The sequence below is a fragment of the Pseudomonas sp. NPDC088444 genome (assembly GCF_044900175.1).
GTDB lineage: Bacteria > Pseudomonadota > Gammaproteobacteria > Pseudomonadales > Pseudomonadaceae > Aquipseudomonas.
The window spans coordinates 429,636-451,150 of the sequence record NZ_JBJDNK010000001.1; the positions used below are offsets into that span (position 1 = coordinate 429,636).

Genomic DNA, 21,515 nt, shown 5'->3' on the forward strand with positions numbered 1-21,515 from the left:
ATTCAATGGCTTGCGCATAACGTTGTAGGAGCGTGGCGATTAGGGGTTCTACTGCAACACCAACGACCGCTCTCCCGCCGCCACTTCCCGCCCCTTTTCATACGCGCGCTGCACCGCCGGGCGGGCCTTGATGCGTTCGCGCCAGGCGCTGATGTTCGGGTAATCCGCCAGGTCCTGGCCTTGGCGCAACGGCTGAATCCACGGAAAAATCGCCATGTCGGCAATCGAGTATTCACCCGCCACATAGGCCACCTCGCCCAGACGCTTTTCCAGTACGCCGTACAAACGGGCCGCTTCAGCCCCCAGCAGATCAAGGGCGAACGGAATAGGCTCAGGGGCCTTTTCTCGGAACACCTGCCACTGGCTCAGGTACGGCGTGACGTGCCCCACCTGCCAGAACAACCACTCCTGAACGCGTTGGCGCTCGACGCTGTTGTGCGGCGGCAGAAAGCGTCCGGCCTTTTCAGCCAGATACGTGAGAATAGCCCCGGATTCGAACAGGCTCAGCGGCGCATCGAGGCCCTCCGGCGCGTGATCGACAATCGCCGGGATCCGCCCGTTGGCGCTGATCTTCTGAAAGCCGTCCCGCTTCTGCTCACCCGTGCGGATGTTGACTGGAAGCACGCGGTATTCCTGCTCAAGCTCTTCGAGCAGGATGCCGACTTTCAGGCCATTGCCGGTGGGCCAGTAATAGAGGTCGATCATGCGTAGGCCTTGATCGAAGGGGCCATTTGCGAGGCGTTGTAATTGAGGATCTTGCCTTCGGTGTTGACGCCATAACGACCGTTCAACGATTCCAGCGGACGACCATAGAGGTGGAAATGCAGGGTCGGGGTTTCGCCATCGACCTTGATGCCGTGCAGGTCTTCACCGAGGAAGCTGATCGAAGTGCCCGGTTGCACGACCACTTCCTTTTCCAGCTCCAGTTTGGCGAAGGTCGGGTCGCTGCCATCGTCGGTTCGCGCCCAGACGTAGTTGATCTCCTGACCTTGCACTGCAACGATCACCGCCCAGGTTTCGTGGTTGTGCGGCAACGTGCTTTTGCCGGGCAGCAGCGAGTTCATGTACAGCGTCGGGCTTTCGCCATCGTCGTTCAAGCGATAGCGAAAAGCGGTATCACCCTCGCCCGGAACCGGCGACGGGAAGGTGTCGAAGTTGAACAAGTCGCGACGCTCGGCCAGCCTCTCCAGCAGGCTGACGATTTCTTTCAACGCGTCACGGTCCACACCGCGTTGGTGAATGGCGCGGATTTTCTGCAGGAAATCTTCGATCACAGGACTGCGGGTTTCGATGCTCATCAGGTGCTCCTTTTATTGATATTCGGGGCTCGGAATGGATACTTCTCGCCCGACGCTTCACCCTGTGGGAAATTCTACGGTGCCCTGCCGAGCGCTTTCGCCACCAAGGCGGCTCCCACAGTTACAGCGTCGAAAACGAGATTTGGATTCGACGTAATCCCTGTGGGAGCCGGTTTGCTGGCGAAGGCGTCAGGTCAGTCAACATCAATGTGTATGTTCTGACGCGCTCACCAGCAAACCGGCTCCCACAAAGGTTCTGCGTAGCCTGCTAAACCGACAAGCTATACCGGCTGATATTGCTCAACAGAAACGGATCCCCACCGGCAGCAGGCCGCCGTCCGGCATCCCCCAGCGCATGGCGCAAAAACGTCTGGGTCCGTTCGCTCGTCGGGCGCTGGAAAATCTGTTCGGCGCTGCCGTGCTCGACGATCAGGCCGTTTTCGGTGAAATACACCACGTCACTGATGTCCTCGGCGAAACGCATTTCATGGGTCACCAGCACGCAGGTCATACCCTCCTCGGTCAGCTCGCGAATCACCGTCAGCACTTCGCCCACGGTTTCCGGGTCCAGGGCCGAGGTCACTTCGTCGAACAGGATCAGCTCGGGGCGCATCGCCAAGGCGCGGGCAATCGCCACCCGTTGCTGCTGCCCACCGGACAACTGCCCCGGGTAGGCGTCAGCCTTGTGTTCCATGCGCACTTTGGCCAGCAAGGCGCGGGCGTCTTTTTCGGCGTCCACCGAATTGCGCCCCAGCACCTTGCGCGGCGCGATCACCAGGTTTTCCAGCACCGACAGGTGCGGAAACAGGTTGTACTGCTGGAACACGAACCCCACGCGCTTGCGCAGTTCGATGCGCTGGGCCTCGTTGGCCAGCGTGTGCACCTCGGTTTCACCGACACGAATCGTGCCGCGCTGGGGCTGCAACAAACCGGTGATGCAACGCAGGATGGTCGACTTGCCCGAACCCGACGGGCCGATGATCGACACCGCCTGGCCGCGCTGCACATCAAGGTCGATGCCCTTGAGCACGCGGTTGCTGCCGAACGACAGGTGAATGTCGCGCAGGCTGATCAGGGGCTGCTCGGCGCGCGTTTCAGGAGAAGGCATAACGTCGCTCCAGGAATTGAGTGAATCGGGAAATCGGGTAGCAATAGGCGAAGAACAGCGCCAGCACGCTGAAGTAGATCAGCACGGTAAAGCCGGTGCGGTTGACGGTGTTGCTGGCAATCTGCGCGGTGTCGATCAAGTCATGCACGCCCACCAGCGAGGCCAGTGCAGTGCCCATCGTGATCACGGCGTAGAGGTTCATCCACGGGGGCAACATGCGCTTGAAGCACTGCGGCAGGATGATCGAGCGGAAAATCTGCCCACGGGTGAACGCCAGCGAGCGCGAGGCTTCCCACTGGGTGCTGGGGATCGAGCCGATGGCCCCACGAAAGATTTCCGCGACGTTGGCGCTGGCGGGCAGCGCCAGGCCGAGGGTCACTTTCACCCAGTCGGGAAAGGCGATCCACGACTTGCCAATGTGCAGCTCGAACGGGAACACGTAAGTGGTGAAGTAGATCAGCACCAACCACGGCGCGTTGCGAAACACCTGCACCCAGATTCGCGCAGGCAAGCGAGTGATCCACAACGGCGAAACAGCCAGCGCGCCGATCAACAGGCCGAGCACCGAGCCAATGGCAATCGCCAGCAGGCTGATCAGAATGTTCTGGCCAAAACCCACGGCCAGCGCCGGGGACCACTCGTACAGCGCGGCGAACACCGGGCTTTGCGGCGCGCCCCACAGCACAAAAGCGAGGAGCGCGACAAGCACCATCAGCTTGCCCGAATGCCGACGAGGCCAAGACAGCGGCAAGCTCGCGGACGAATCAATGGCCATAACCGGGCATCCTCAATTTGGCTTCGAGGGCACGGCCCACACAGTTGACGATGAAGCTGAGCAGACCGAAGAAGGTCAGCAGCAGGATCATCAATTCCAGCACGTTGTCGCTCTGGGTCCAGATCATGATCGAGGCATAGGTGATGTCGCCCACGGCAATGGCCGAGGCCACGGCGGTCATTTTCACCAGGTCGATCAGGTTGTTGATCAGCGACGGCAAGGCGAAGCGCAACGCCAGCGGCAGTTGCACGTTCCACAGCAATTGACGACTGCTGAAGGCCAGCGAACTGGCGGCCTCCAGCGTGACAGCAGGCACTGCTTCGATTCCGGCGCGCAGGGCCTCCGCGTGAAACGCGCCCTTGTGCAGCGAAATCACGATGACCACCCAGGCGAAGGGCGTCAGCGGGTTGGCCGCGCCCACCGCCTGGGTCAACAGCATGTTCAACACCAGAAATGCGCAATACAACTGCACCAGCGTCGGCGTGTTGCGGGTGACTTCGATGAAAACCCGCGCCGGTTTGGCCAGGTACGGCTTGCCACTGGTCAGCATCGCCGCCAGCGCCACCCCGGCCAACAGGCTGCCCACGATGGTGAACAGGCACAGCAACGCCGTGGTAATCGCACCGTCAACCATCGAACCGCGCTGATAGGCGTCCAGCAGAAAGCTGTAGTTCAAGCCGAACTTCGCTGTCCACTGTACGAATACGTCTAACCAATGACTCATGCCAGCGCCTCGACCCGCAGTTCGGCACAGGCGCGAGCAATGCGCCGTCCCGCCTCGATCACGCTGTCGGTGGCCGTGGCGATGGACAGACGAAACCACGGCGACAGGCCATAAGCACTGCCCGCAACGCCTGCAACGCCCTGCTCCAGCAGGTAATCCACCACGTCGCCGTCATGGTTCAGACGCTGGCCATCCGGACGTACGCGCCCCAGCAAACCGCCACAGCGGACGAAGACAAAGAAACCGCCGTCCGGCGTCAGCACATCCAGACCGTCCACGTCTTTCAAGGCCGACACCAGCACATCACGACGCTGCTGATAGGCCTGAACCTGCTCCGGCAAAAAACCCAACCCGCCTTCGAATGCCGCCAGCGCAGCGGCCTGCCCCACCGACGACGCGCCGGACGTCGACTGCGACTGCATCACCGCCATGGCGCTGGTCAGCTCCTTGGGACCGGCGCCAAAACCAATGCGCCAACCGGTCATGGCGTACGTCTTGGAGACCCCGCCCACCAACAGCGCGCGGGATTGCAGATCGGGGGCAACGTTGAGCAGGCTCAAAGCCGGTTGACCGTCGAAACGGATGTGCTCGTACAACTCGTCCAGCAACACCAGCACCTGCGGGTGGCGACGCAGCACGTCTGCCAGCGCCAGCAGTTCTGCTTCGCTGTACACCGCGCCGCTCGGGTTGCCGGGACCATTGAGAATCAGCCAGCGGGTGCGCTCGTTGATGTGCACTTCCAGCTGGCGTGGCGTCAGTTTGCAGCCCTGCTCCAGACCGCATTCGATGAACACCGGCTCGCCACCATTGACCCGCACGATGTCCGGAAACGACGGCCAGTAGGGCACCGGCACCAACACTTCATCGCCGTCGTCCAGGGTCGCGGCGAAGGCGTTGAAGATGATCTGTTTGGCGCCATTGCCGACCACGATGGACGGCAGCGCGTAATCCAGACGGTTCTCGCGCTGGAGTTTGCGCTGAATCGCTTCGCGCAGTTTTTTCACACCGGGCGTGGCGGTGTATTTGGTCGCGCCGCCATCGATGGCCTTGTAGGCCGCCTGTTTGATGTGTTCCGGGGTGTCGAAATCCGGCTCGCCGGTGGTCATGTCGATGATGTCGTGACCGGCCTCGCGCAGCTCGGTGGCGCGGGATTTGGCCGCGGCGTTGGCAGACAAGTTGACGCGCTGTATGCGTCGGGACAGACGAATGCTCATGCAGAAGGACTCCCGTGGTCGACAAGGTCCAGCACCTTGCCCGGATTGAGGAGATTGAGCGGGTCCAGCGCCTGTTTGATGCGGCGCATCAGGTCCAGCTCGACGGGGCTCTTGTAGCGCGGCAGCATCGCCCGCTTGCGTTGGCCGATGCCGTGCTCGGCGCTGATCGAACCGCCGAAGGCATGGGCGCTGTCGTGGACGATTTCACTGAGTTCGGCATAGCGCGCCATGTGCGCCTCGACCGTGCAATTCAGCGGGTGGGCGACGTTGTAATGCAGGTTGCCATCGCCCAGATGACCAAAGGTGAAATGGCGCACACCGGGAGCGCGCTGTTGCAGCAAGGCGTCGGTGTGCTCGACGAATTCAACGATGCGCGAGATCGGGATCGAGATGTCGTGTTTCATGTTGCGACCGGCGCGCTTCTGCGCTTCGCTCATGTTCTCGCGCAGCAGCCACAGCGCCTCGCTCTGGGCCAGGCTTTCGGCGATCAACGCATCGGCCAACAGCCCGGCTTCGAACGCACTGCCGAGCACCTCTTCGAACGCCTGTCGGGCATGGGCCTCGCTGTGGTTGTCAGAGAGTTCCAGCAGCGCGAACCAAGGCTGCGACGCGTCGGCAAACGGCTGCGGGCCTTCGGGAAACTGTTCGCGCAACAGCGCCAGGCAATCGGCGGTCAACAGCTCGAAGGCCGTCAGGCTCGCGCCAAAACCGGCGCGGGCGTGGGACAGAAAACTCACCGCCTGAGCCAATGAATCGAAAGCCAGAAACGCGGTGGATTGGGCTTTGGGCAACGGGAATAGCTTCAACGTCGCAGCGGTGATGATGCCCAGCGTGCCTTCACTGCCGATGTACAGGTCGCGCAGGTCGTAACCGGTGTTGTCCTTGCGCAATCCGCGCAAGCCGTTCCAGATTTCGCCCTCAGCGGTGACCACCTCCAACCCCAGCGTCAGCTCGCGGGTATTGCCGTAGCGCAACACCGCGGTGCCTCCGGCATTGGTGCCCAGATTGCCGCCAATCGTGCAACTGCCTTCTGCGCCCAGACTGAGCGGGAACAGGCGCCCGGCGTCACGGGCCACGTCCTGAACGTTCTGCAGAATGCACCCGGCCTCGACGGTCAGGGTGTCGTTGTCGGTGTCGACCTGACGCACACGGTTCAGACGGTCCAGCACCAGCAGCACTGAACGGCCACTCGCGTCGGGCGTTGCTGCGCCCATCAGCCCGGTGTTGCCGCCCTGCACCACGACCGGTGCGCGATGTGCAACGCAGGCCTTTACCACCGCCGCCACTTCTTCGGTATTGGCCGGGCGCACCACTGCCAGCACCTTGCCGACGTAGGTGCCCTGTTTGTCGGTCAGCCGGTCGTTGGGTTCATCGCCCGAGACCACGTAATCGGCGCCGAGCAACTGTTGCAACGTGCTGAACAGATCACCGCTCATCTTCCGCACTCCTTATTGAGAGGCCAATGGCGCGGCGTTGCGGAATTGCTCGTGCAGATCACGCAGGGCCTGGGACGGCGCCATGCCGGTGCGCTCGCCCACCTCGATCAGCCAGCCGCTGCGATGCCAGTCACGGATGATCGCGTCGAGTTTCGCCTGCGTGTCGTGCTCGCCCTTGCGCACCCAGATCACCGATTTCGACGGGATCAGGTCGCTGGCCAGCGGGATGTTGTAATCGGCCCATTCCGGGTCACTCAGCAGCGTGTGCATGGTCGGGCTGACGTGCACCGCCGCCACGCAACCATTGCCGCGCAAGGACAGCAGCGATTCGGACTGGCTGCGGAACGCCTTGATCTGCGCGCCATAGGTTTCCTGCAACGGCTTGATGAAGTTGCTGCCCTGAGACACGCAGACCGGCTTGCCCTTGAGGTCTTCCCACTTCGTGATGCCCGCGCCTTTGTGCATCAGCGCGGCGCCGCCGACCTCCTCATAAGGCGTAGGCACGTAATCGAGAATCTCGGCGCGCTCGTCGGTGTACTGCATGTTGGCGATCAGGATGTCGACCTTGCCCTGTTGCAAAAACTGCACGCGGTTGGGCGCCAACACTGAAACCGTTTCGACCTCGACGCCCAGTTTCTGCGCAATGCCTTTGGCCAGCTCGACGTTGTAACCCAGGTGTTCACCGGTTTTAGGGTCGATGGTGCCGAACGGTGGGCCGCTGAGGATCACGCCGATACTGATCTTGTGGCGCTGTTGGATCTTGTCCAGCGTCGCGTCGGCGTGGGCCGCGCTGGTGCTCAAGGCAAAACCGATGCAAAGGCCGATAGCCGCCAGCGTCTTGCCGAATGAAACGTTGCTCATACCATATGCCTTAATTATTAGAGAACGGCTCAGGCGCCAGCGGCCTGAAATGTGTCATGCAGCTCGACCAACGCCGGAGACGCCGGGGTGATGTGGTGGCGTTTCTCGCCCTCGATTAGCCAGCCAGTGCGGTGCCAGTCTTTGACGATGGCATCGAGTTTGGCCTGGGTGTCGGTCTCGCCGGGACGGGTCCAGATCACGGATGGCGCCGGGTTCAGTTCCGGGGCAATGGCGCGGTAGTCCTTCCATTCAGGGCTGTCGGCGACCAGTGGATTGATCAGCGTGGCGTCGTGCACAGCGGCGACACAGTTGTTACCGCGCAGGGCCAGCAGGGATTCGGAGGAGCTTTTGAACGCCTTGAGTTGTGCGCCGTATTCGGTCAGCGGCTTGACGTAGCTGCTGCCTTGGGAGGTGCAGACCGGCTGGCCCTTGAGGTCTTCCCAACGGGTGATCTTGCTGTCCTTGAGCACGACTGCCGTGCCGCCAACGCGATAGAACGGCGTCGGCACGAAGCCCAGTTGCTGGCCGCGCTCCGGGGTCCACTCCATGTTGGCAATCAGCAGATCGACCTTGCCCTGTTGCAGAAACTGCACGCGATTGGCGGGCAGCACCGGCACCAGCTCGACTTCTGCGCCCAACCGGCGGCCCAAGTCTTCGGCCATGTCGACGTTCAGGCCTTTGGGTTTCTGGTTGCTCGGGTCGATGGAGCCGAACGGCCCGCCCGACAGCAACACGCCGACCACCAGGCGGTGGCGTTGCTCGATCTTGTCCAGCGTGGCATCGGCATAGGCCGCGACACTGGCACCCAGGGCCACGGCGGCGCCCATCAGCAAGGGCAGAAAACGGGTAACTGGCGAGCGCGTGTATGGCATGGACTTTCCCCTCGAATGGTCATCGGCCGGGCGCTTGTCTCAGCGCCTCGTCATGACCGGCATGCTAGGGAGGGTATACGGGGAACGGAAATTCAAATATCAAATATGGTTATAACTTTCTGGTTTTGAAGGGTGGAACAAAATGGAATAAGCCAGTAATTATTGGCCGAAAAGCTACTTATCTGAATAGCGCTTTTAAAAACCATAAATATCCGTAATGTATTAACCCTCTCGACTGATGTAACAGACTGGGTTGATCAAACACATTTACGTGGGAGCGGCTTGCTGGCGAATGGCGTCAATCCGGACTCAGAGATGATGAATGACACACCGCTTTCGCCAGCAAGCCGGCTCCCACAAAGACCGTATTCCAGCCCCTGTGATGAGTGAAAATTCATGTCCACCACCCTCGACCTCGAACTGCTGCGCACCTTCGTCGCCGTCGTCGACCACCACAGCTTCGCCGGGGCCGGTGCGCAGTTGTCGCGCACGCAGTCGTCGGTGACCCAGCACATGCAGCGTCTGGAGCAACAGATCGGCGTCAGCCTGTTTCAGAAGCAGGGCCGCCAGAAACAGCTCACCGAGCCGGGTCGCCAACTGCTGCGCCACGCCCGTCAGATGCTGTCGCTGAACGACGACGCCTTGAATTCATTACGCGAAAGCAGCCTCAGCGGCGTCTTGCGCATCGGCTCGCCCCACGACATTGCCGACACCATCCTGCCGCCGATTCTCAGCCACATCGCCCGCTCCGCGCCGAAGCTGCGACTGGAAATCGACGTGGGCCGCAGCCCGTTCCTGATGGAAGACCTGCACCGCGGCAAGGTCGACATGGTGATTTCCACCCGCGAAGACCCCGGCCTGGAAGGCTTCGCCCTGCGCACGTCGCCGGTGTGGTGGATCTGCTCGGCGCAATACCAGCACGTGCCGAACGAGCCGATTCCGCTGATTCTGGTGGACGAGCCGAGCATCTATCGGCGCTACGCCATCGAAGCGCTGGAGCGGGCGAACATTGCCTGGCGGCAGGCGTATCTGGCGTCGAACCTGATCGGCATCAAGGCCGCGACCCGCGCAGGACTGGGGGTGACGGCCCGCAGCATGGAAATGCTCGGGCCGGACATGCGGGTGTTAGGGGAAGCCGATGGCCTGCCGAGGCTGCCGGACGTGACCTACCACCTGTGGATCCGCCCCAACACCGTGAACCCGCTGGCGCGGCGGGCGTATGAGTTGATTCGGGGGAGTCAGGGGTTGTGATTGCTCAAAGTAATCACCTGACCTGTGGGAGTGAGCTTGCTCACGATAGGGCCAGTACAGTCACAGCACATGCAGTGCCCGGCCATCTGCCTTCGTGAGCAAGCTCACTCCCACAGGGGGTATGTGTATACCGCTGGAGAACGCGTTACTTCAACTGCGCCTCAACCCACCGCTTCAAATCCCGCACCTCATCCGACGTAATGGTGTGCCCCGCCCCCGCGTAGGAGTGAAACTCCGGGCTGATCAGCAGATTTTCCAACACCGTGCGCGCTTCGGTCGCCCCAGTAAACGGCACGCGGTTGTCCGCTTCACCATGGCCGATGAAAACCTTCAAGGCCTTGAGTCGGTCCTCCGCTTTGAGCTTCGCATTGAGCGACGCGAGAATCTTGCCACTCAACGGCGCAATGCCACGCACCAGTTCCGGGTGCTGCAAACCGATCTGATAACTCATCATCGCGCCCTGGCTGAAGCCCACCAGAATTACCTTGTTCGGCTGCGTGGCGTACTTTTCCGTGGCCTGTTCGATAAAGGTCCTGAGCAGGTCGGTGCTCTTGTCGACATCGCTGGTCACGCCTTCGTATTCGGCCTGGTCGGTGTCCTGGGTGAACCACTTGTAGCCACCGCCATCGACCTCCAGCGGCGCGCGCACCGACAGGTAGGTGGCGTCCTTCGGCAATTCGTCCTTGATGCCAAACAAATCGCCCTCGTCACTGCCGTAGCCATGCAGGAAGATGATCAGCGGTTTGTCTTTGGAATCGGCAGGGGCTGCCGCGAGATAAGGCAGGGCGAGGTCGGTGAGCAACGCAGGTTCAGCACGGGCGAAGCCTGTGAAGACACAGAGCAGCGCGGCAAAAAACTTCATCATTGAGGACAGGCCCTTTGAGAAAAACGTCGGCCCATCATACGCAGCATGTTTCGGATGTCAGCCCGCAATCGACCGGGGGATGCTGTCAGATCGCTGTACAGCGTGAAGATTTTTGCAGCAAACACAGATCCCCCTTTAGCAGCACGGCCGGGCGGCGTTCCGTTTGCCGGCGGTGACGTATTTGAAATCGCTACCGCAGGCAAGCCATGCTGCTGCAGAGGTAGCGTTTCAATCATTCAACGCCGCCAACCCTAGATGCTCTCGCAACGTTGAGCCTTCATACGCCGTGCGGAACAACCCTTTGCGCTGCAAATGCGGAATCACGCTTTCAACGAACTCGCTGAACGACCCCGGCAAATACGCAGGCGAGATCACAAAACCATCGCAGCCACCCTGAGTGAACAACTCGGCCAGTTGATCAGCCACCTGAGCACCGGTGCCCACCAATTGGGGCACGCGGACGCTGCTGGCAAAGATCCTGCCCAGCTCTTCCAGTGTGGTGTCCGGTCCCTGCATCAGCAGTTTTTCCGCCGCTGCCGGGTGAATCGAAGGCGCGCGGGCGACTTCGGCCAAGGTCGAAAACAGCGAGAACGGTGACAGGTCCACATTTAACTGCGAAGCCAATGTGACCAGCCCCAACTCCGGCCGCGCCAACGCATTGTGCTTATCGCGCTTGGCCCTCGCCTCGGCTTCGCTGCCGCCAATGAACGGCATCACCGCCGTCAACACCTTGCAACTGTCGGCACTGCGCCCTTGCTGCACAACCTGCCCGCGCACGTCTTCGCGGAATGCCTGCATGGCCTTCAAATGCGGATGAATGGTGAAAATCGCCTCGGCCCAGCGTGCGCCGAACCGACGCCCGCGCCCGGACGATCCGGCCTGAATCAACACTGGCCTGCCCTGCGGCGTGCGCGGAATATTCAGCGGCCCCTCAACCTTGAACCACTCACCCTGGTGCTGCACGGAAGTGATCTTCGACGGATCGGCCAGCACGCCATTTTCGCGGTCCAGCTTCAACGCTCCTGGCGCCCAGCTGTTCCACAGTTTGAGCGCGACTTCGACGAATTCATCGGCGCGGTCATAACGCAGATCGTGTTCCAGGTGCTTGTCCTTGCCGAACAAGCGCCCTTCGCTGTCGTTCATCGAGGTGACAATGTTCCACGCCGCACGGCCCTTTGACAGATGATCGAGGGTGGCGAATTCGCGGGCGATGTGTGCAGGCTCGTAGTAGGTGGTCGAACGCGTGGCACCCAGACCCAGTTTGCGCGTCTGACCGACCAGATACGACAGGATCGGCAACGGGTCCAGCCGCGTGGCGTCCTGGGCGCCATAGCGCAGCGCGGTCTCGCGAGAGCCGCCCATCTGGTCGCCCACCGCAAGGCGATCGGCGAAGAAAAGAAAATCGAACAACCCTTCCTCCACCACGCGAGCGGTGCGCGCGTAGTAGTCGGGATCGAGGTAGTCGCCAACGGTTTCCGGGTGACGCCATGCCGCGTGACTGTGAATGACCGGCCCGCTCAGAAGAAACGCCGACAGGTGAATTTGACGACTCATGAAGCTGCTCCTGAGTTATTTGGCCTTGGGCGTCCAGACGGTGATGTCGGAAATCTTCAGCGGTTTGGGAATCAGCTTCGCGTCGTAGTAATAGTCGGCAATGCGCTGTTGCTCGGCCAACTGGTCGATCTTGACCGGCACGATGTCGTAGCTGCGGCGGCTGTTGGCCAGTTCCACGGTTTCAGGCGGAATATTGCCCCACAGCGGCGCGAGGTTTTTTGCCGCCTCCTTGGGATGGCCTTTGACCCACTGCCCGGCATCGTGAAGGGTGTCGAACACCACTTGCAGCACCTCCGGGTGGGCCTTGGCGAAACTCGTATTGGCGACGTAGAAACGGTTGTAATTGACCACACCCTCACTGCCATCGGCGATCACGCGCACATGATGCTCGCGCTGCTGCGTCGCCAGGAACGGGTCCCAGATCGCCCACGCATCGACATTGCCGCTGGAAAAGGCCGCTACGCCGTCGGGCGCTTCGAGGTACACCGGGGTGATATCGGCCAGGGTCAATCCGGCTTTCTTGAGGGCCGAAATCAACAGGAAATTGCTGCCCGAACCTTTGGACACGGCCACGCGCTTGCCCTTGAGGTCAGCCACTCTGTGAATCGGCGAGCCGTCTTGCACAATGATCGCCTGGGCGCTCGGCGACGGATTTTCGCGGGCGTAGTAGGTCAGCGGCGTATTGGCAGCCTGGGTGAACAGCGCGAAAGCGTCTGCTACATCGGCATGCAGATCGACGCTGCCGGCGTTCATTGCACTCAACAGGCCGCTGCTGAATTCATGCCAGTTGACGGTAAACCCCAGCGGCTTGAGTCGCTGTTCGATCTGGCCATCATTCTTGAGCAGGATCCACAGCGTCGACGAGCGCTGGTAGCCAATATTGATGACCTGCTCGGCCTGCGCCGCAACAGTGGTCAACAGCAGCGCAGCGGCCACGAAGAGTTTTCGGAGGGACATGACAATCCTTGGTTTTCAGAGGTGTCGGACGGACGCGCTCAGTACACAACGCTATGAGCGCACGTTCTCAAAGTCCTTTTGATTATAAAAACAGGCAGGAATTATGAAAGAAACGTATAGCTCTAAGCTTATGCCCGCCGCGCCATGGAACGCTTGATCGACCGAAACGGTCTAGCACTGAGCAACCCGAACCTGACCGAGGACGTAAGCATGAACATTTTCGAAGCCCTGAGAGAAAGCCATGATCGCCAGCGCGGTTATGCTGACGCCCTGATCAAGACCCACGGTGACAGTAAAGAACGGGTCGAGGCCTATGAGCAGCTTAAAGCCGAGCTACAGGCCCACGAAACCGCAGAAGAGCGTTTCTTTTATATCCCGTTGATGGAATACGACAACGGCGTCGACCTCAGCCGCCATGCGATCTCGGAACACCATGAAATGGACGAGATGATGGAAGAACTCGATCAAACCGACATGTCCAGCCCAGCCTGGCTGGCGACGGCGAAGAAGCTGTCGGAGAAAGTGCATCACCATTTGAAGGAAGAAGAGCAGAAATTCTTTCAAATGGCCGGGAAGCTGCTGGATGACAAGCAGAAAGAGGCGTTGGCGGGGCGCTATGTGAAGGAGTATGAAGAGCAGTTGGCGGAGGACTGAGCTACCCCTCATCTCTGTGGGACGAAGACTCTGGGATCCTGCGTGGCTTTTGTGGGAGCCGGCTTGCTGGCGAAGGCAGTGTGTCATTCAACGCGTCAGTGTCTGATCTGACGCATTCGCCAGCAAGCCGGCTCCCACAGGTATCACGCCGAATCCAAATCTAATGTTCGACGCTAAATCTGTGGGAGCCGACTTGCTGGCGAATGCTGTTGACCAGCCACCATAGAATCTCCCACAGGAGTTGCATTCGACTCATACCATTCGGCGCTGCCACAGGAATGAGTCAACACTCGTTACGGATCCACCTGCGCCATCAACTCCGGCACCGGCTCGGTCCGCTTGGCATAACGCTGGGCCAGCACCGCACAGACCATCAGTTGAATCTGGTGAAACAGCATCAACGGCAAAATCAACACGCCGATGGTGCTGCCTGCGAACAACACCTGCGCCATTGGCACGCCGGTCGCCAGGCTTTTCTTCGAACCGCAGAACAGAATGGTGATGCGGTCCTCCTGGCTGAAGCCGAACGCCTTGCCCAGCACAGTGGAGATGGCCAGCACCAGCGCCAATACGACGCCGCACACCACCACCAGACCGGCCAGGTCCCACAGCGGAATCTTGTGCCAGATGCCTTCGTTCACCGCCTCACTGAACGCGCCGTACACCACCAGCAGGATCGACCCCTGGTCGACGTATTTCAGCCAGTTTTTGTTACGCCCCACCCACGCGCCAATCCAGCGGCGGGCGATCTGACCGGCCACGAACGGCAGCAGCAATTGAATGCTGATCTTCACGATGGCATCAACTGTCGAGCCGCCGTCGCCGTGCACGTTCAGCAGCAAGGTCACCAGCAGCGGCGTGATGAAAATACCGAACAGGCTGGAAGCCGCTGCACTGCATATCGCCGCCGGGATATTGCCACGCGCCAGCGACGTGAAGGCGATGGCCGATTGCACGGTGGCAGGTAACGCACACAAGTACAGGATACCCATGTACAGGTCTTTGCCGATCAGCGGGGACAGTACCGGCTTGAGCGCCAGGCCCAACAACGGAAAAATCACGAAGGTCAGGCCGAACACCAACAGGTGCAAGCGCCAGTGGCCGGCGCCCGCGATGATCGATTCACGGGACAGCTTGGCGCCATGGAGGAAAAACAGCAGTGCGATGGCAATGTTGGTCAGCCAACTGAAGCCGACCGCGACCTGGCCGCTGGCGGGAAGGAAGCTGGCGATGATCACCACGGCGACCAGCGTCAGGGTGAAGTTATCAGGGAGAAAGCGAGGACGACTCATGGACGTTATCCGGTCAAGGCATGGACAGTGTTGCGACTGTACGCCTCAAGACAAGTGCCGACTAACGCCAATGAGTCCATTAATAGCGCGTAAAGGACAGCCTGCTCAGGCCAGTCCGCCCTCAATCACCCGCAACACGGTCACACGGCGCTTTCCCGGATTGTCGGCGATCAGTTCATTCAGCGCGGCCTGCCATTTGTGAATGTCCTTTTCCTGCGACAACGCCAACAGTTCCTGCCAGCCCATCCCCTGCGGTGCGGCGCTGCTTTCATTGGCCGCTTCTGCCATACGTTCACGCTTCAACAGGTTTGCTGCAATTTCCGAGAGGGTGCTCACAACGGGCTCCAGGGCGCGCGGATCGGTGGCGCGCCGATACATGGCTGCGGGGAAGTCGCAAGGCGGCGTCAACGTCAAAAACCGGTGATTGCGGCGCCCTGCCTCAAGGTCATAGCAATGTTCAGACCAGTGCCAAGCCGACGTGAAACCATTCAGACCAACTGCACGCCCGTGACGTCAGGACACCCGCGAAGTGGCTCCAACAGCGTGGGTGCGGTCCACCAGACGAATACTGTCGCGCCCGCCCCGCTTGGAGTCATACAGCGCGGCATCGCCTTGCTCGATCAGCGCCCCCAGGCTGGCTGGCGCCTGATCGAACAGGTTGGCGCCGATGCTCAGGGTTACGGCCTCGGGGGTTGCGAAGGCTTGCGATGCGGCGTCATGAAAACGCTGGCGCAACCGCTCACCCAACTCGACAACCTGCTCGCGAGAAGCATCGTTCAGCAGAATCACGAACTCGTCGCCCCCAAGCCGCGCGGCCAGCGAGCCGTTGGGCAGGAGCGAACGAATCATCTCGCCGAGGGTAATCAGCAATTGATCACCGGCAATGTGCCCGTGCAGGTCGTTGACCGACTTGAAGTTGTCGATGTCGATCAGCAGCAACGCCCCAGGGCGCGAAGCCGAGACATCCTCAAGCAAACGTGGGGCGCGCACTTCCAGCGCTCGGCGGTTGTACAACGCCGTGAGCGGATCTCGGGCGGCCAGCCGTTCGATGCGTTTTTCCCGACGATAGCGTTCGGAACCGGTCATCGACAGCGCAATCATCATGATCGCCATGGCCCCCTCGACCAGCGAAATCTGAATGATTTCCCCGCGAAATGCCGCCAGATCGATCAAGGTCCCCGGCATCACAGCCGTAATCGCCTTGGCCAGATAAAACAAGCCGTGTCCCAACAGCACGTAACGCAACTGCCCGGCGCCCACGCTCAGGGATTTGCCGTGGGGCCGCAGCAGCGCGCTGGCCTTGAACATCAGCAGCGCCACCAGCGACGAGTTGACCGCCAGCATCACCTTCGACCACCAGGGCGCTTCCGGCAGCAGCAACATGCCGACCCAGACCGCGAAAATCAGGTACCAGCCTCGGGACAGCTTCGCTTTGGTAAAGCGCGCGACGCCCAGCAAGAACAGCCAATGCGCCGTCACCAGCAAGCCATTGGCGAACCAGATGCCGATCAACAGAACGCCGCTGCTGCGCAGCAACGCCAGGGTCGAACCCACGGTGATCGTCGCAAAACCGGCGCTCCAGAAAACCAGTGACGCTTCCCTGACGTGACGCCATTCGGCCGCCAGATACAGCGCTGCGGCGGCCGCGAGGGCGATCGAGAGGGTCAACAGGGTGATAGGGTCGAGCGCCATAAACTGCCTGGCCTTTCAGAAATGCGGTGGAGAGGCGTCATTGTATGCGTCCAAAGCAGGTTTTGTGCCTGAACGGTTAACGTCTGTTTGAAATATTTTCCGCACGTTTCTGCTATTTCAGCATCGATGGAAAGCGATGATGTAAAGGCCGCCCCATTGCCAGCTAACTGAGTGCCGCGAGGCTTCGCATCGTTTTATCGATCATTGGGCGGTCACTGACCGCAGGAACAGGAATGTGTGCTCATCGAACGTAGGACTGCCCCATTCACCCGCCGAGTGGTCCATCAGCATTGTTGACGACGATTTACGGGTGCGCAAAAGCTTGGTCAATCTCCTCAGCGCTGTGGGCTACACCACCGCCAGCTTCGCCTCGGGTGACGCATTCATCCAGTCCTTGGCGGCGAATGCTCCCGATTGCGTGCTGATCGACTCAAGAATGGACGGCATGCAAGGCATCGACGTGCAACGTCATTTGCAGTCGACACCCGCAGGGCCTGCGATTGTCTGCATGTCTGCCTTCTGGAACGACGCCGCCACGGCCGAAGCCTATGAATGCGGCGCCCACGCCTGCCTGTCCAAGCCCTTTTCCGAAGAGCTGCTGCTGTCGACCCTGAAGGAGGCAATCAGCGCGCGCCAAAGTGACGTGGCGTTGCCACGTAGCTGAAGCTCTTTGGAATACGGGACTCAAGCACCTCGGCCATAAAAGCCGTCCAACATTTCCGGTGAGATCACCTCAGGCTGCTGGCTTGAGAATGACCTTCGTCCAGCCTTCGTCCCGGGCATCGAAGTGCTTGTAAGCGTCTGGCCCCTCCGACAGTTTCAGACTGTGAGAGATGATCTGGGAGGGCTTGGCACGGCCATGGTGGATCAGCTCGGCCTGACGACGGTTGTACGCTTTAACGTTGGCTTGCCCGGTTCGGACTTGCTGCCCCTTGAACCAGAACGCGCCAAAGTCGAAGGCCATCTTGCCCTCTTTCGCCAAGTCATTTTGCGCGCCGGGATCCTGCGGCACAAAGACCCCGACCGCGCCGATGCCACCGGTAGGTTTGGTCGAGGCGACCAGATTGTTCATCGTCAGGTGGTTAATCTCATGCCCGTGTTTGTCGCAACACTGGTAACCTACGCATTCGCCCCCCCGATCAGTGCCTTTGCCGTGAGTCAGGTTAAGGATCTGATCGACCGCTTCCTTCTCCAGCGAATTGATCGGTGTCGCACCTAACTGCGCGGCTAGCTTCAAACGATCAGGATGATTGTCGACCACGAAGACTTGAGAAGCGCCTTTGATCATCGCCGAGTGGGCTGCCATGAGCCCCACTGGGCCTGCCCCGTAAATGGCGATACTTTCCCCGGGCAAGAGCCCGGCCAGCTCGGTGGCGTGCCAGCCTGTGGGGAAGATATCGGACAGCAGACGTAATCGTTCTCGCGCTCCAGCGCATCTTCGGGAAGCACCAGGCAAATTGAAGTCTGCATAAGGCACTCGCAGGAGTTCGGCCTGCCCACCCTGATACGGCCCCATATCGGCGAAACCGTAGGCGGCCCCTGCACTGCCCGGGTTTGCGGTGAGGCAAAAGCCGGTAGCCTTTTTCGCAGTTTTCACAAAATCCGCAACCGATGTTGAATGGCAGACACACTCGGTCACCGACCTTTAGGCGTTATGCGGCTAATCCTCATCGGGCGAGGTGTCGGGACTGCCACGAACTCAACGACTAGACCGCTGCCGGGAAATTCAACGATTCAGGAGTCGCTGCATGAGCAAGGCGTTGCCCAATGCAGCACCTTGGGCAGTGTTATCGAAAATGCACCAGGTCGGCGATCCCTCGATGGCGCTGGACACGATCTGCGCCGCTTTCTCTTCAAGCCAGCCTTGCGCGTAGTCGCTGTAATAGATTTTGGGCGAGCCATGCAGCCGCCAGTAGCGAAGGCCTGGCCATCCGCCCGGTGAGCTGTCGACGTCCATCCTGGGCGGGTCGACGGCTGCTCGTGCGATCTTGTGCTCGATCAATAGCCGATCGGCTTCAATCCAAGTCGGGTGGCGCGGCTCGATAACGACATGCCCAGAAAATCTTGCACGGAGCCTTTCAAAAAACGGGCTCGTACGGCGCGTGTCGTAAACCAAGGAAGGGGGCAATTGAACCAGCAAACACCCAAGATGCCCTCCGAGCTCGCCGCACTCTGAGAGAAAGCTGTCGAGGAGATCAAAACAGTTTTCCAAGCGGCATTCATGAGTAATCGATTTGGGCATTTTCACTGAAAACCTGAAATCGGAACCCACCGATGACGCCCATCGTTTGTAGGTGGCAGGTCTGTGGGAGCGGTAGAAAGAGCTGTTGATTTCGATGGCGTCGAGCCTTCTGGAGTAGCGTTCCAGATGGCTCCCAACGGTTTCAAACTCTGACCCATATTCACGACCAAGCGTCCAGCCGGCGCATCCTACGTATAGCTGCCTGGCGTTCAAAAGAGCACTTCTCGGGCGTCGCGCATGAAAATCTCAACGGTCTTCGGGCCGATGCCTTCAAACGCTGCCAGCCGCATCTCAAAATCCGCCTGATTCTCGCTCGCTTCACGGATGTTGATGAGCTTGCCCCCATACTCATCGATCAGCTTTTTGCTCAACTTCAGCAGACGCTCGGCAGTGGACTCGTCATATCGCGCGTAACCGCCCTCGCCCAGCATTTTGACCAACTGCGAGTGGGTGCACATCACAAGCTTGCGAGGCGTATCACGCTCATGATGCTCAACGATCACTTTATAGGCCTCGACGGCGAGCTGTGCGCGGATTCTCTTGCCCATCAAGAAGCTTGCGATCAACCATTTGAACAAGGCATGTTCGTCATCCTTGCCCAACTGAATGCCTAGATCCGTCGCACTGATAATCTTGCTCATCGCTCACCTCCTCCAGACAGGGCAAAGGCTTCGACATCGCCTCCAGACGTGGTCCGGAGTTGCCCTTCACGGGTGAGTCGTGCCCACGCCTCTGTTCCCGACCCTGCCACACCATGCCTCATAATGATCAATGTCGCCCCTTGATCAGCCCTGTGCCGGTCACAATCGAGGCAACCCCTGCCAGGAGGCGATAAGGCGATCCCCCAGAGACCACCAGCCACACGCCTCCCGCGAACAGAATGATCCCGACGATCAACACCAACCAGGCGGAAAACACCGGGATACTGCGCCATACGCTATTCATTCGAGTGCCCTCGCCAGGCGTACGTTTATCCGCGTGAGTCCAGAAGAGAAGCTGAGGGCACGCCAAAGTTCAGCCCAACTGTCATCCGGTTATGCCTCAGCGCTGAGGCAGATGCTCCTGAGACACCGAATCGTTGGCCTCCACATCCGACATGTCTTCTCCTTACGCAGCCTTCGACGGCAGGGTCAGCCTGGTCGCGGAAAGTGCGCGCGATTACGCATCATCATCCAGGACGAAGCGGGTGTCGTGACGGGCTGGAACAAAGGCGCAGAGATGATTTTTTCAACGACGCCATCAAATTCACCCCTGAATCAGGGTCGATCCATATCACAGGCCGGAAGACAAACGACGAAGTCGTATTGGACGTCGCTGACAGTGGAGCAGGTATCGCACCAGAGCATCTGGATAAGGTGTTCGACCTTTTTGGTAAGGCTTGGGAATCGGGCTGTTCTTGGTAAAACAGCTCGTGGAGGCTCACGGCGGGACCGTGCACGTCCATTCAGCGGGCATCGGTAAGGGGTGCACTTTCACAGTCCGTTTCCCGCTCACGACGACCGAATTGTTATCGAATTCCGAGGACGATCAATCGTCGGAAGGCATGCTGGAGGGCGTAAGGGTGTTACTGGTGGATGACTCTGCCGAGGTTTTGGAGACTATGAAGCCCTTGCTGGAAATGGAGCTGGCCGACGTAAACGCCTTCACCGCGTCAGAGCTTGCCTTGGAAGCGGCTCAGGATAGCGTTTACCAATGCGCAGCGGTACAGCGCGACAACAGCTTGGCACTTCTCCCATTTCGTCTATGGCTGCTTTCCATCTTCCGAACGCTTGGGAATGTCAAATCCGCAGCGAGCAAGCTATTGCACAAGTATGTGACTGAATTGCGTTATGCCTGATCGCTTTAAAAGCGGTCGACAGCGTTCTGCCCAAACTCCCTTCTCTTAAAAATTCAAGCCTCAATAGCCTAACACTATAGGCCCACCGTTAGTCTTTCAGGCGCTCAATGACTACCCGATAAAAGTCTCCGCATTGACGCATTCAACGGAGTCCAGCTCGATCAGGGTCAATGCCTCGACAAGTAATGAGCGAAGCATCTCCTCGTCTTCAACCAACAGTACAGTGCCAGGCATCGTTTACATCCGCAGGTCAGGTAACCGTTAGGGAATGAGAAATTAAACTTGTTTCGCATTCCCGATCGATGGCCGGTCCCGCTTCATCTTTCGCCCCAGCGCCTCCGCGCGGCCGACTGCAGTCGGACAACGAATCGAGTGAACTCACACCGGTGACCGGTCTCCTACCTACAACTCCCAGGAGATTTATGACATGAGCATCGATAAATCCAAACCCTCTGATGACCTCTCACCAAAGGCTCCCGCTGTGGACGCGTCGGGCAAGCCTGTCGACGTTGTCAAACGAGACATAGCGGACGAAGAGAAACAAACCCGTGCCGTGGATGAGATCGTTACGCCGTCATCCATCCGTACAAAGGAGCAGGATGTCGAAAAACTCGACCGCGCCGCTGATGCGATTGAAAGAAAAGTCGATGACAGCCCACACAAACGCACACTCGACCGGAGACAGGTGAGGAGTACGATCCGTCTAGGGGATTCTCGGACAAAAAAAGGGCCCAGATTGCTCTGAGCCCTTGATTTTACTGAGTGTGGCGGGAAACCAGGGATTCGAACCCTGGGTACGCTATTAACGTACGCCGGTTTTCAAGACCGGTGCATTCAACCACTCTGCCAATTTCCCGGATGCTGCTGATAACAGAGGTGTAGT

General features: G+C 59.7%; 23 protein-coding genes, 1 tRNA gene and 2 pseudogenes. 6 read left to right on the forward strand and 20 right to left on the reverse strand.

What is annotated here, in order from left to right:
- Positions 1–48 precede the first annotated feature (48 nt).
- The 9 genes from ACI2KB_RS02185 to ACI2KB_RS02225 all read right to left on the reverse strand — a co-directional run bounded on the left by ACI2KB_RS02185 (position 49) and on the right by ACI2KB_RS02225 (position 8,288).
- Complete coding sequence (locus tag ACI2KB_RS02185) at positions 49–705, reverse strand: glutathione S-transferase family protein (protein WP_404630941.1); 657 nt, start codon at positions 703–705, stop codon at positions 49–51.
- Entirely contained in the window at positions 702–1,298 is a 597-nt protein-coding gene (locus tag ACI2KB_RS02190) for a cysteine dioxygenase (RefSeq protein WP_404630943.1), read from the reverse strand. Before ACI2KB_RS02190 ends, ACI2KB_RS02185 begins: the two co-directional genes overlap by 4 nt.
- Before the next feature lie 268 nt (positions 1,299–1,566).
- Positions 1,567–2,406: an amino acid ABC transporter ATP-binding protein gene (locus ACI2KB_RS02195; RefSeq protein WP_404630945.1), complete on the reverse strand. Its 840-nt coding sequence runs from the start codon at positions 2,404–2,406 to the stop codon at positions 1,567–1,569.
- Positions 2,393–3,181 carry an amino acid ABC transporter permease gene (locus ACI2KB_RS02200; protein ID WP_404630947.1) on the reverse strand — a complete coding sequence of 263 codons (789 nt, stop codon included), beginning with the start codon at positions 3,179–3,181 and terminating at the stop codon, positions 2,393–2,395. The genes ACI2KB_RS02195 and ACI2KB_RS02200 overlap by 14 nt, the downstream gene beginning before the upstream one ends.
- Complete coding sequence (locus tag ACI2KB_RS02205) at positions 3,171–3,905, reverse strand: amino acid ABC transporter permease (RefSeq protein WP_404630949.1); 735 nt, start codon at positions 3,903–3,905, stop codon at positions 3,171–3,173. The genes ACI2KB_RS02200 and ACI2KB_RS02205 overlap by 11 nt, the downstream gene beginning before the upstream one ends.
- Positions 3,902–5,119 carry an aminotransferase class I/II-fold pyridoxal phosphate-dependent enzyme gene (locus ACI2KB_RS02210; RefSeq protein WP_404630951.1) on the reverse strand — a complete coding sequence of 406 codons (1,218 nt, stop codon included), beginning with the start codon at positions 5,117–5,119 and terminating at the stop codon, positions 3,902–3,904. Before ACI2KB_RS02210 ends, ACI2KB_RS02205 begins: the two co-directional genes overlap by 4 nt.
- Positions 5,116–6,555 (reverse strand): FAD-binding oxidoreductase, encoded by a 1,440-nt coding sequence (locus ACI2KB_RS02215; RefSeq protein ID WP_404630953.1) that lies wholly within the window; start codon positions 6,553–6,555, stop codon positions 5,116–5,118. The genes ACI2KB_RS02210 and ACI2KB_RS02215 overlap by 4 nt, the downstream gene beginning before the upstream one ends.
- 12 nt (positions 6,556–6,567) lie before the next feature.
- A complete protein-coding gene (locus ACI2KB_RS02220) occupies positions 6,568–7,416 on the reverse strand; it encodes a transporter substrate-binding domain-containing protein (RefSeq protein ID WP_404630955.1) in 849 nt (282 codons plus the stop codon).
- Between the two features lie 29 nt (positions 7,417–7,445).
- Entirely contained in the window at positions 7,446–8,288 is an 843-nt protein-coding gene (locus ACI2KB_RS02225; protein WP_404630957.1) for a transporter substrate-binding domain-containing protein, read from the reverse strand.
- Between the two features lie 396 nt (positions 8,289–8,684).
- Between ACI2KB_RS02225 and ACI2KB_RS02230 the strand changes: the two genes are divergently transcribed.
- Positions 8,685–9,539, forward strand: a complete 855-nt coding sequence (locus ACI2KB_RS02230; protein ID WP_404630959.1) for a LysR substrate-binding domain-containing protein — start codon at positions 8,685–8,687, stop codon at positions 9,537–9,539.
- Positions 9,540–9,684: 145 nt separating this feature from the next.
- On the opposite strand, the gene ACI2KB_RS02235 is transcribed toward ACI2KB_RS02230, so the two are convergent.
- From ACI2KB_RS02235 to ACI2KB_RS02245, 3 genes are all read right to left on the reverse strand, one after another.
- Positions 9,685–10,404 (reverse strand): alpha/beta hydrolase, encoded by a 720-nt coding sequence (locus ACI2KB_RS02235; protein WP_404630961.1) that lies wholly within the window; start codon positions 10,402–10,404, stop codon positions 9,685–9,687.
- Between the two features lie 228 nt (positions 10,405–10,632).
- Positions 10,633–11,958, reverse strand: a complete 1,326-nt coding sequence (locus ACI2KB_RS02240; protein ID WP_404630963.1) for an LLM class flavin-dependent oxidoreductase — start codon at positions 11,956–11,958, stop codon at positions 10,633–10,635.
- 15 nt (positions 11,959–11,973) lie between these two features.
- Entirely contained in the window at positions 11,974–12,915 is a 942-nt protein-coding gene (locus ACI2KB_RS02245; protein ID WP_404630965.1) for an aliphatic sulfonate ABC transporter substrate-binding protein, read from the reverse strand.
- Positions 12,916–13,125: 210 nt separating this feature from the next.
- Between ACI2KB_RS02245 and ACI2KB_RS02250 the strand changes: the two genes are divergently transcribed.
- The gene (locus ACI2KB_RS02250; protein WP_404630967.1) at positions 13,126–13,569 is read left to right on the forward strand and encodes a hemerythrin domain-containing protein; all 444 of its coding nucleotides are present in this window, start codon (positions 13,126–13,128) and stop codon (positions 13,567–13,569) included.
- 293 nt (positions 13,570–13,862) lie between these two features.
- Here the strand turns inward: ACI2KB_RS02250 and ACI2KB_RS02255 are convergent, their stop codons facing one another.
- From ACI2KB_RS02255 to ACI2KB_RS02265, 3 genes are all read right to left on the reverse strand, one after another.
- Positions 13,863–14,861: a bile acid:sodium symporter family protein gene (locus ACI2KB_RS02255; protein WP_404630969.1), complete on the reverse strand. Its 999-nt coding sequence runs from the start codon at positions 14,859–14,861 to the stop codon at positions 13,863–13,865.
- Positions 14,862–14,966: 105 nt separating this feature from the next.
- Entirely contained in the window at positions 14,967–15,269 is a 303-nt protein-coding gene (locus ACI2KB_RS02260; RefSeq protein ID WP_404630971.1) for a hypothetical protein, read from the reverse strand.
- 105 nt (positions 15,270–15,374) lie between these two features.
- Positions 15,375–16,553, reverse strand: coding sequence for a GGDEF domain-containing protein (locus ACI2KB_RS02265; RefSeq protein WP_404630973.1), 1,179 nt, complete (start codon positions 16,551–16,553; stop codon positions 15,375–15,377).
- A gap of 235 nt (positions 16,554–16,788) precedes the next feature.
- On the opposite strand from ACI2KB_RS02265, the gene ACI2KB_RS02270 reads away from it, so the two are divergent.
- Positions 16,789–17,217, forward strand: a complete 429-nt coding sequence (locus ACI2KB_RS02270; protein ID WP_404630975.1) for a response regulator transcription factor — start codon at positions 16,789–16,791, stop codon at positions 17,215–17,217.
- 69 nt (positions 17,218–17,286) lie between these two features.
- Here the strand turns inward: ACI2KB_RS02270 and ACI2KB_RS02275 are convergent.
- From ACI2KB_RS02275 to ACI2KB_RS02290, 4 genes and pseudogenes are all read right to left on the reverse strand, one after another.
- Positions 17,287–18,205, reverse strand: a pseudogene (locus ACI2KB_RS02275) (glutathione-independent formaldehyde dehydrogenase); the annotation flags it as partial.
- Between the two features lie 74 nt (positions 18,206–18,279).
- Positions 18,280–19,008: a DUF72 domain-containing protein gene (locus tag ACI2KB_RS02280; RefSeq protein WP_404630977.1), complete on the reverse strand. Its 729-nt coding sequence runs from the start codon at positions 19,006–19,008 to the stop codon at positions 18,280–18,282.
- Complete coding sequence (locus tag ACI2KB_RS02285; protein WP_404630979.1) at positions 19,005–19,436, reverse strand: DNA methylase; 432 nt, start codon at positions 19,434–19,436, stop codon at positions 19,005–19,007. The genes ACI2KB_RS02280 and ACI2KB_RS02285 overlap by 4 nt, the downstream gene beginning before the upstream one ends.
- A 127-nt stretch (positions 19,437–19,563) precedes the next feature.
- The gene (locus ACI2KB_RS02290; protein WP_404630981.1) at positions 19,564–19,740 is read right to left on the reverse strand and encodes a hypothetical protein; all 177 of its coding nucleotides are present in this window, start codon (positions 19,738–19,740) and stop codon (positions 19,564–19,566) included.
- 203 nt (positions 19,741–19,943) lie between these two features.
- Between ACI2KB_RS02290 and ACI2KB_RS02295 the strand changes: the two are divergent.
- The 3 genes and pseudogenes from ACI2KB_RS02295 to ACI2KB_RS02305 form a co-directional block, all read left to right on the forward strand.
- A pseudogene (locus ACI2KB_RS02295) lies at positions 19,944–20,227 on the forward strand (sensor histidine kinase); the annotation flags it as partial.
- A complete protein-coding gene (locus tag ACI2KB_RS02300; RefSeq protein WP_404631751.1) occupies positions 20,228–20,632 on the forward strand; it encodes a hypothetical protein in 405 nt (134 codons plus the stop codon). It begins immediately after the preceding pseudogene.
- 427 nt (positions 20,633–21,059) lie between these two features.
- Complete coding sequence (locus tag ACI2KB_RS02305; RefSeq protein WP_404630983.1) at positions 21,060–21,377, forward strand: hypothetical protein; 318 nt, start codon at positions 21,060–21,062, stop codon at positions 21,375–21,377.
- Positions 21,378–21,397: 20 nt separating this feature from the next.
- On the opposite strand, the gene ACI2KB_RS02310 is transcribed toward ACI2KB_RS02305, so the two are convergent.
- Positions 21,398–21,488: transfer RNA gene (locus ACI2KB_RS02310), tRNA-Ser, on the reverse strand.
- Positions 21,489–21,515: the final 27 nt, after the last annotated feature.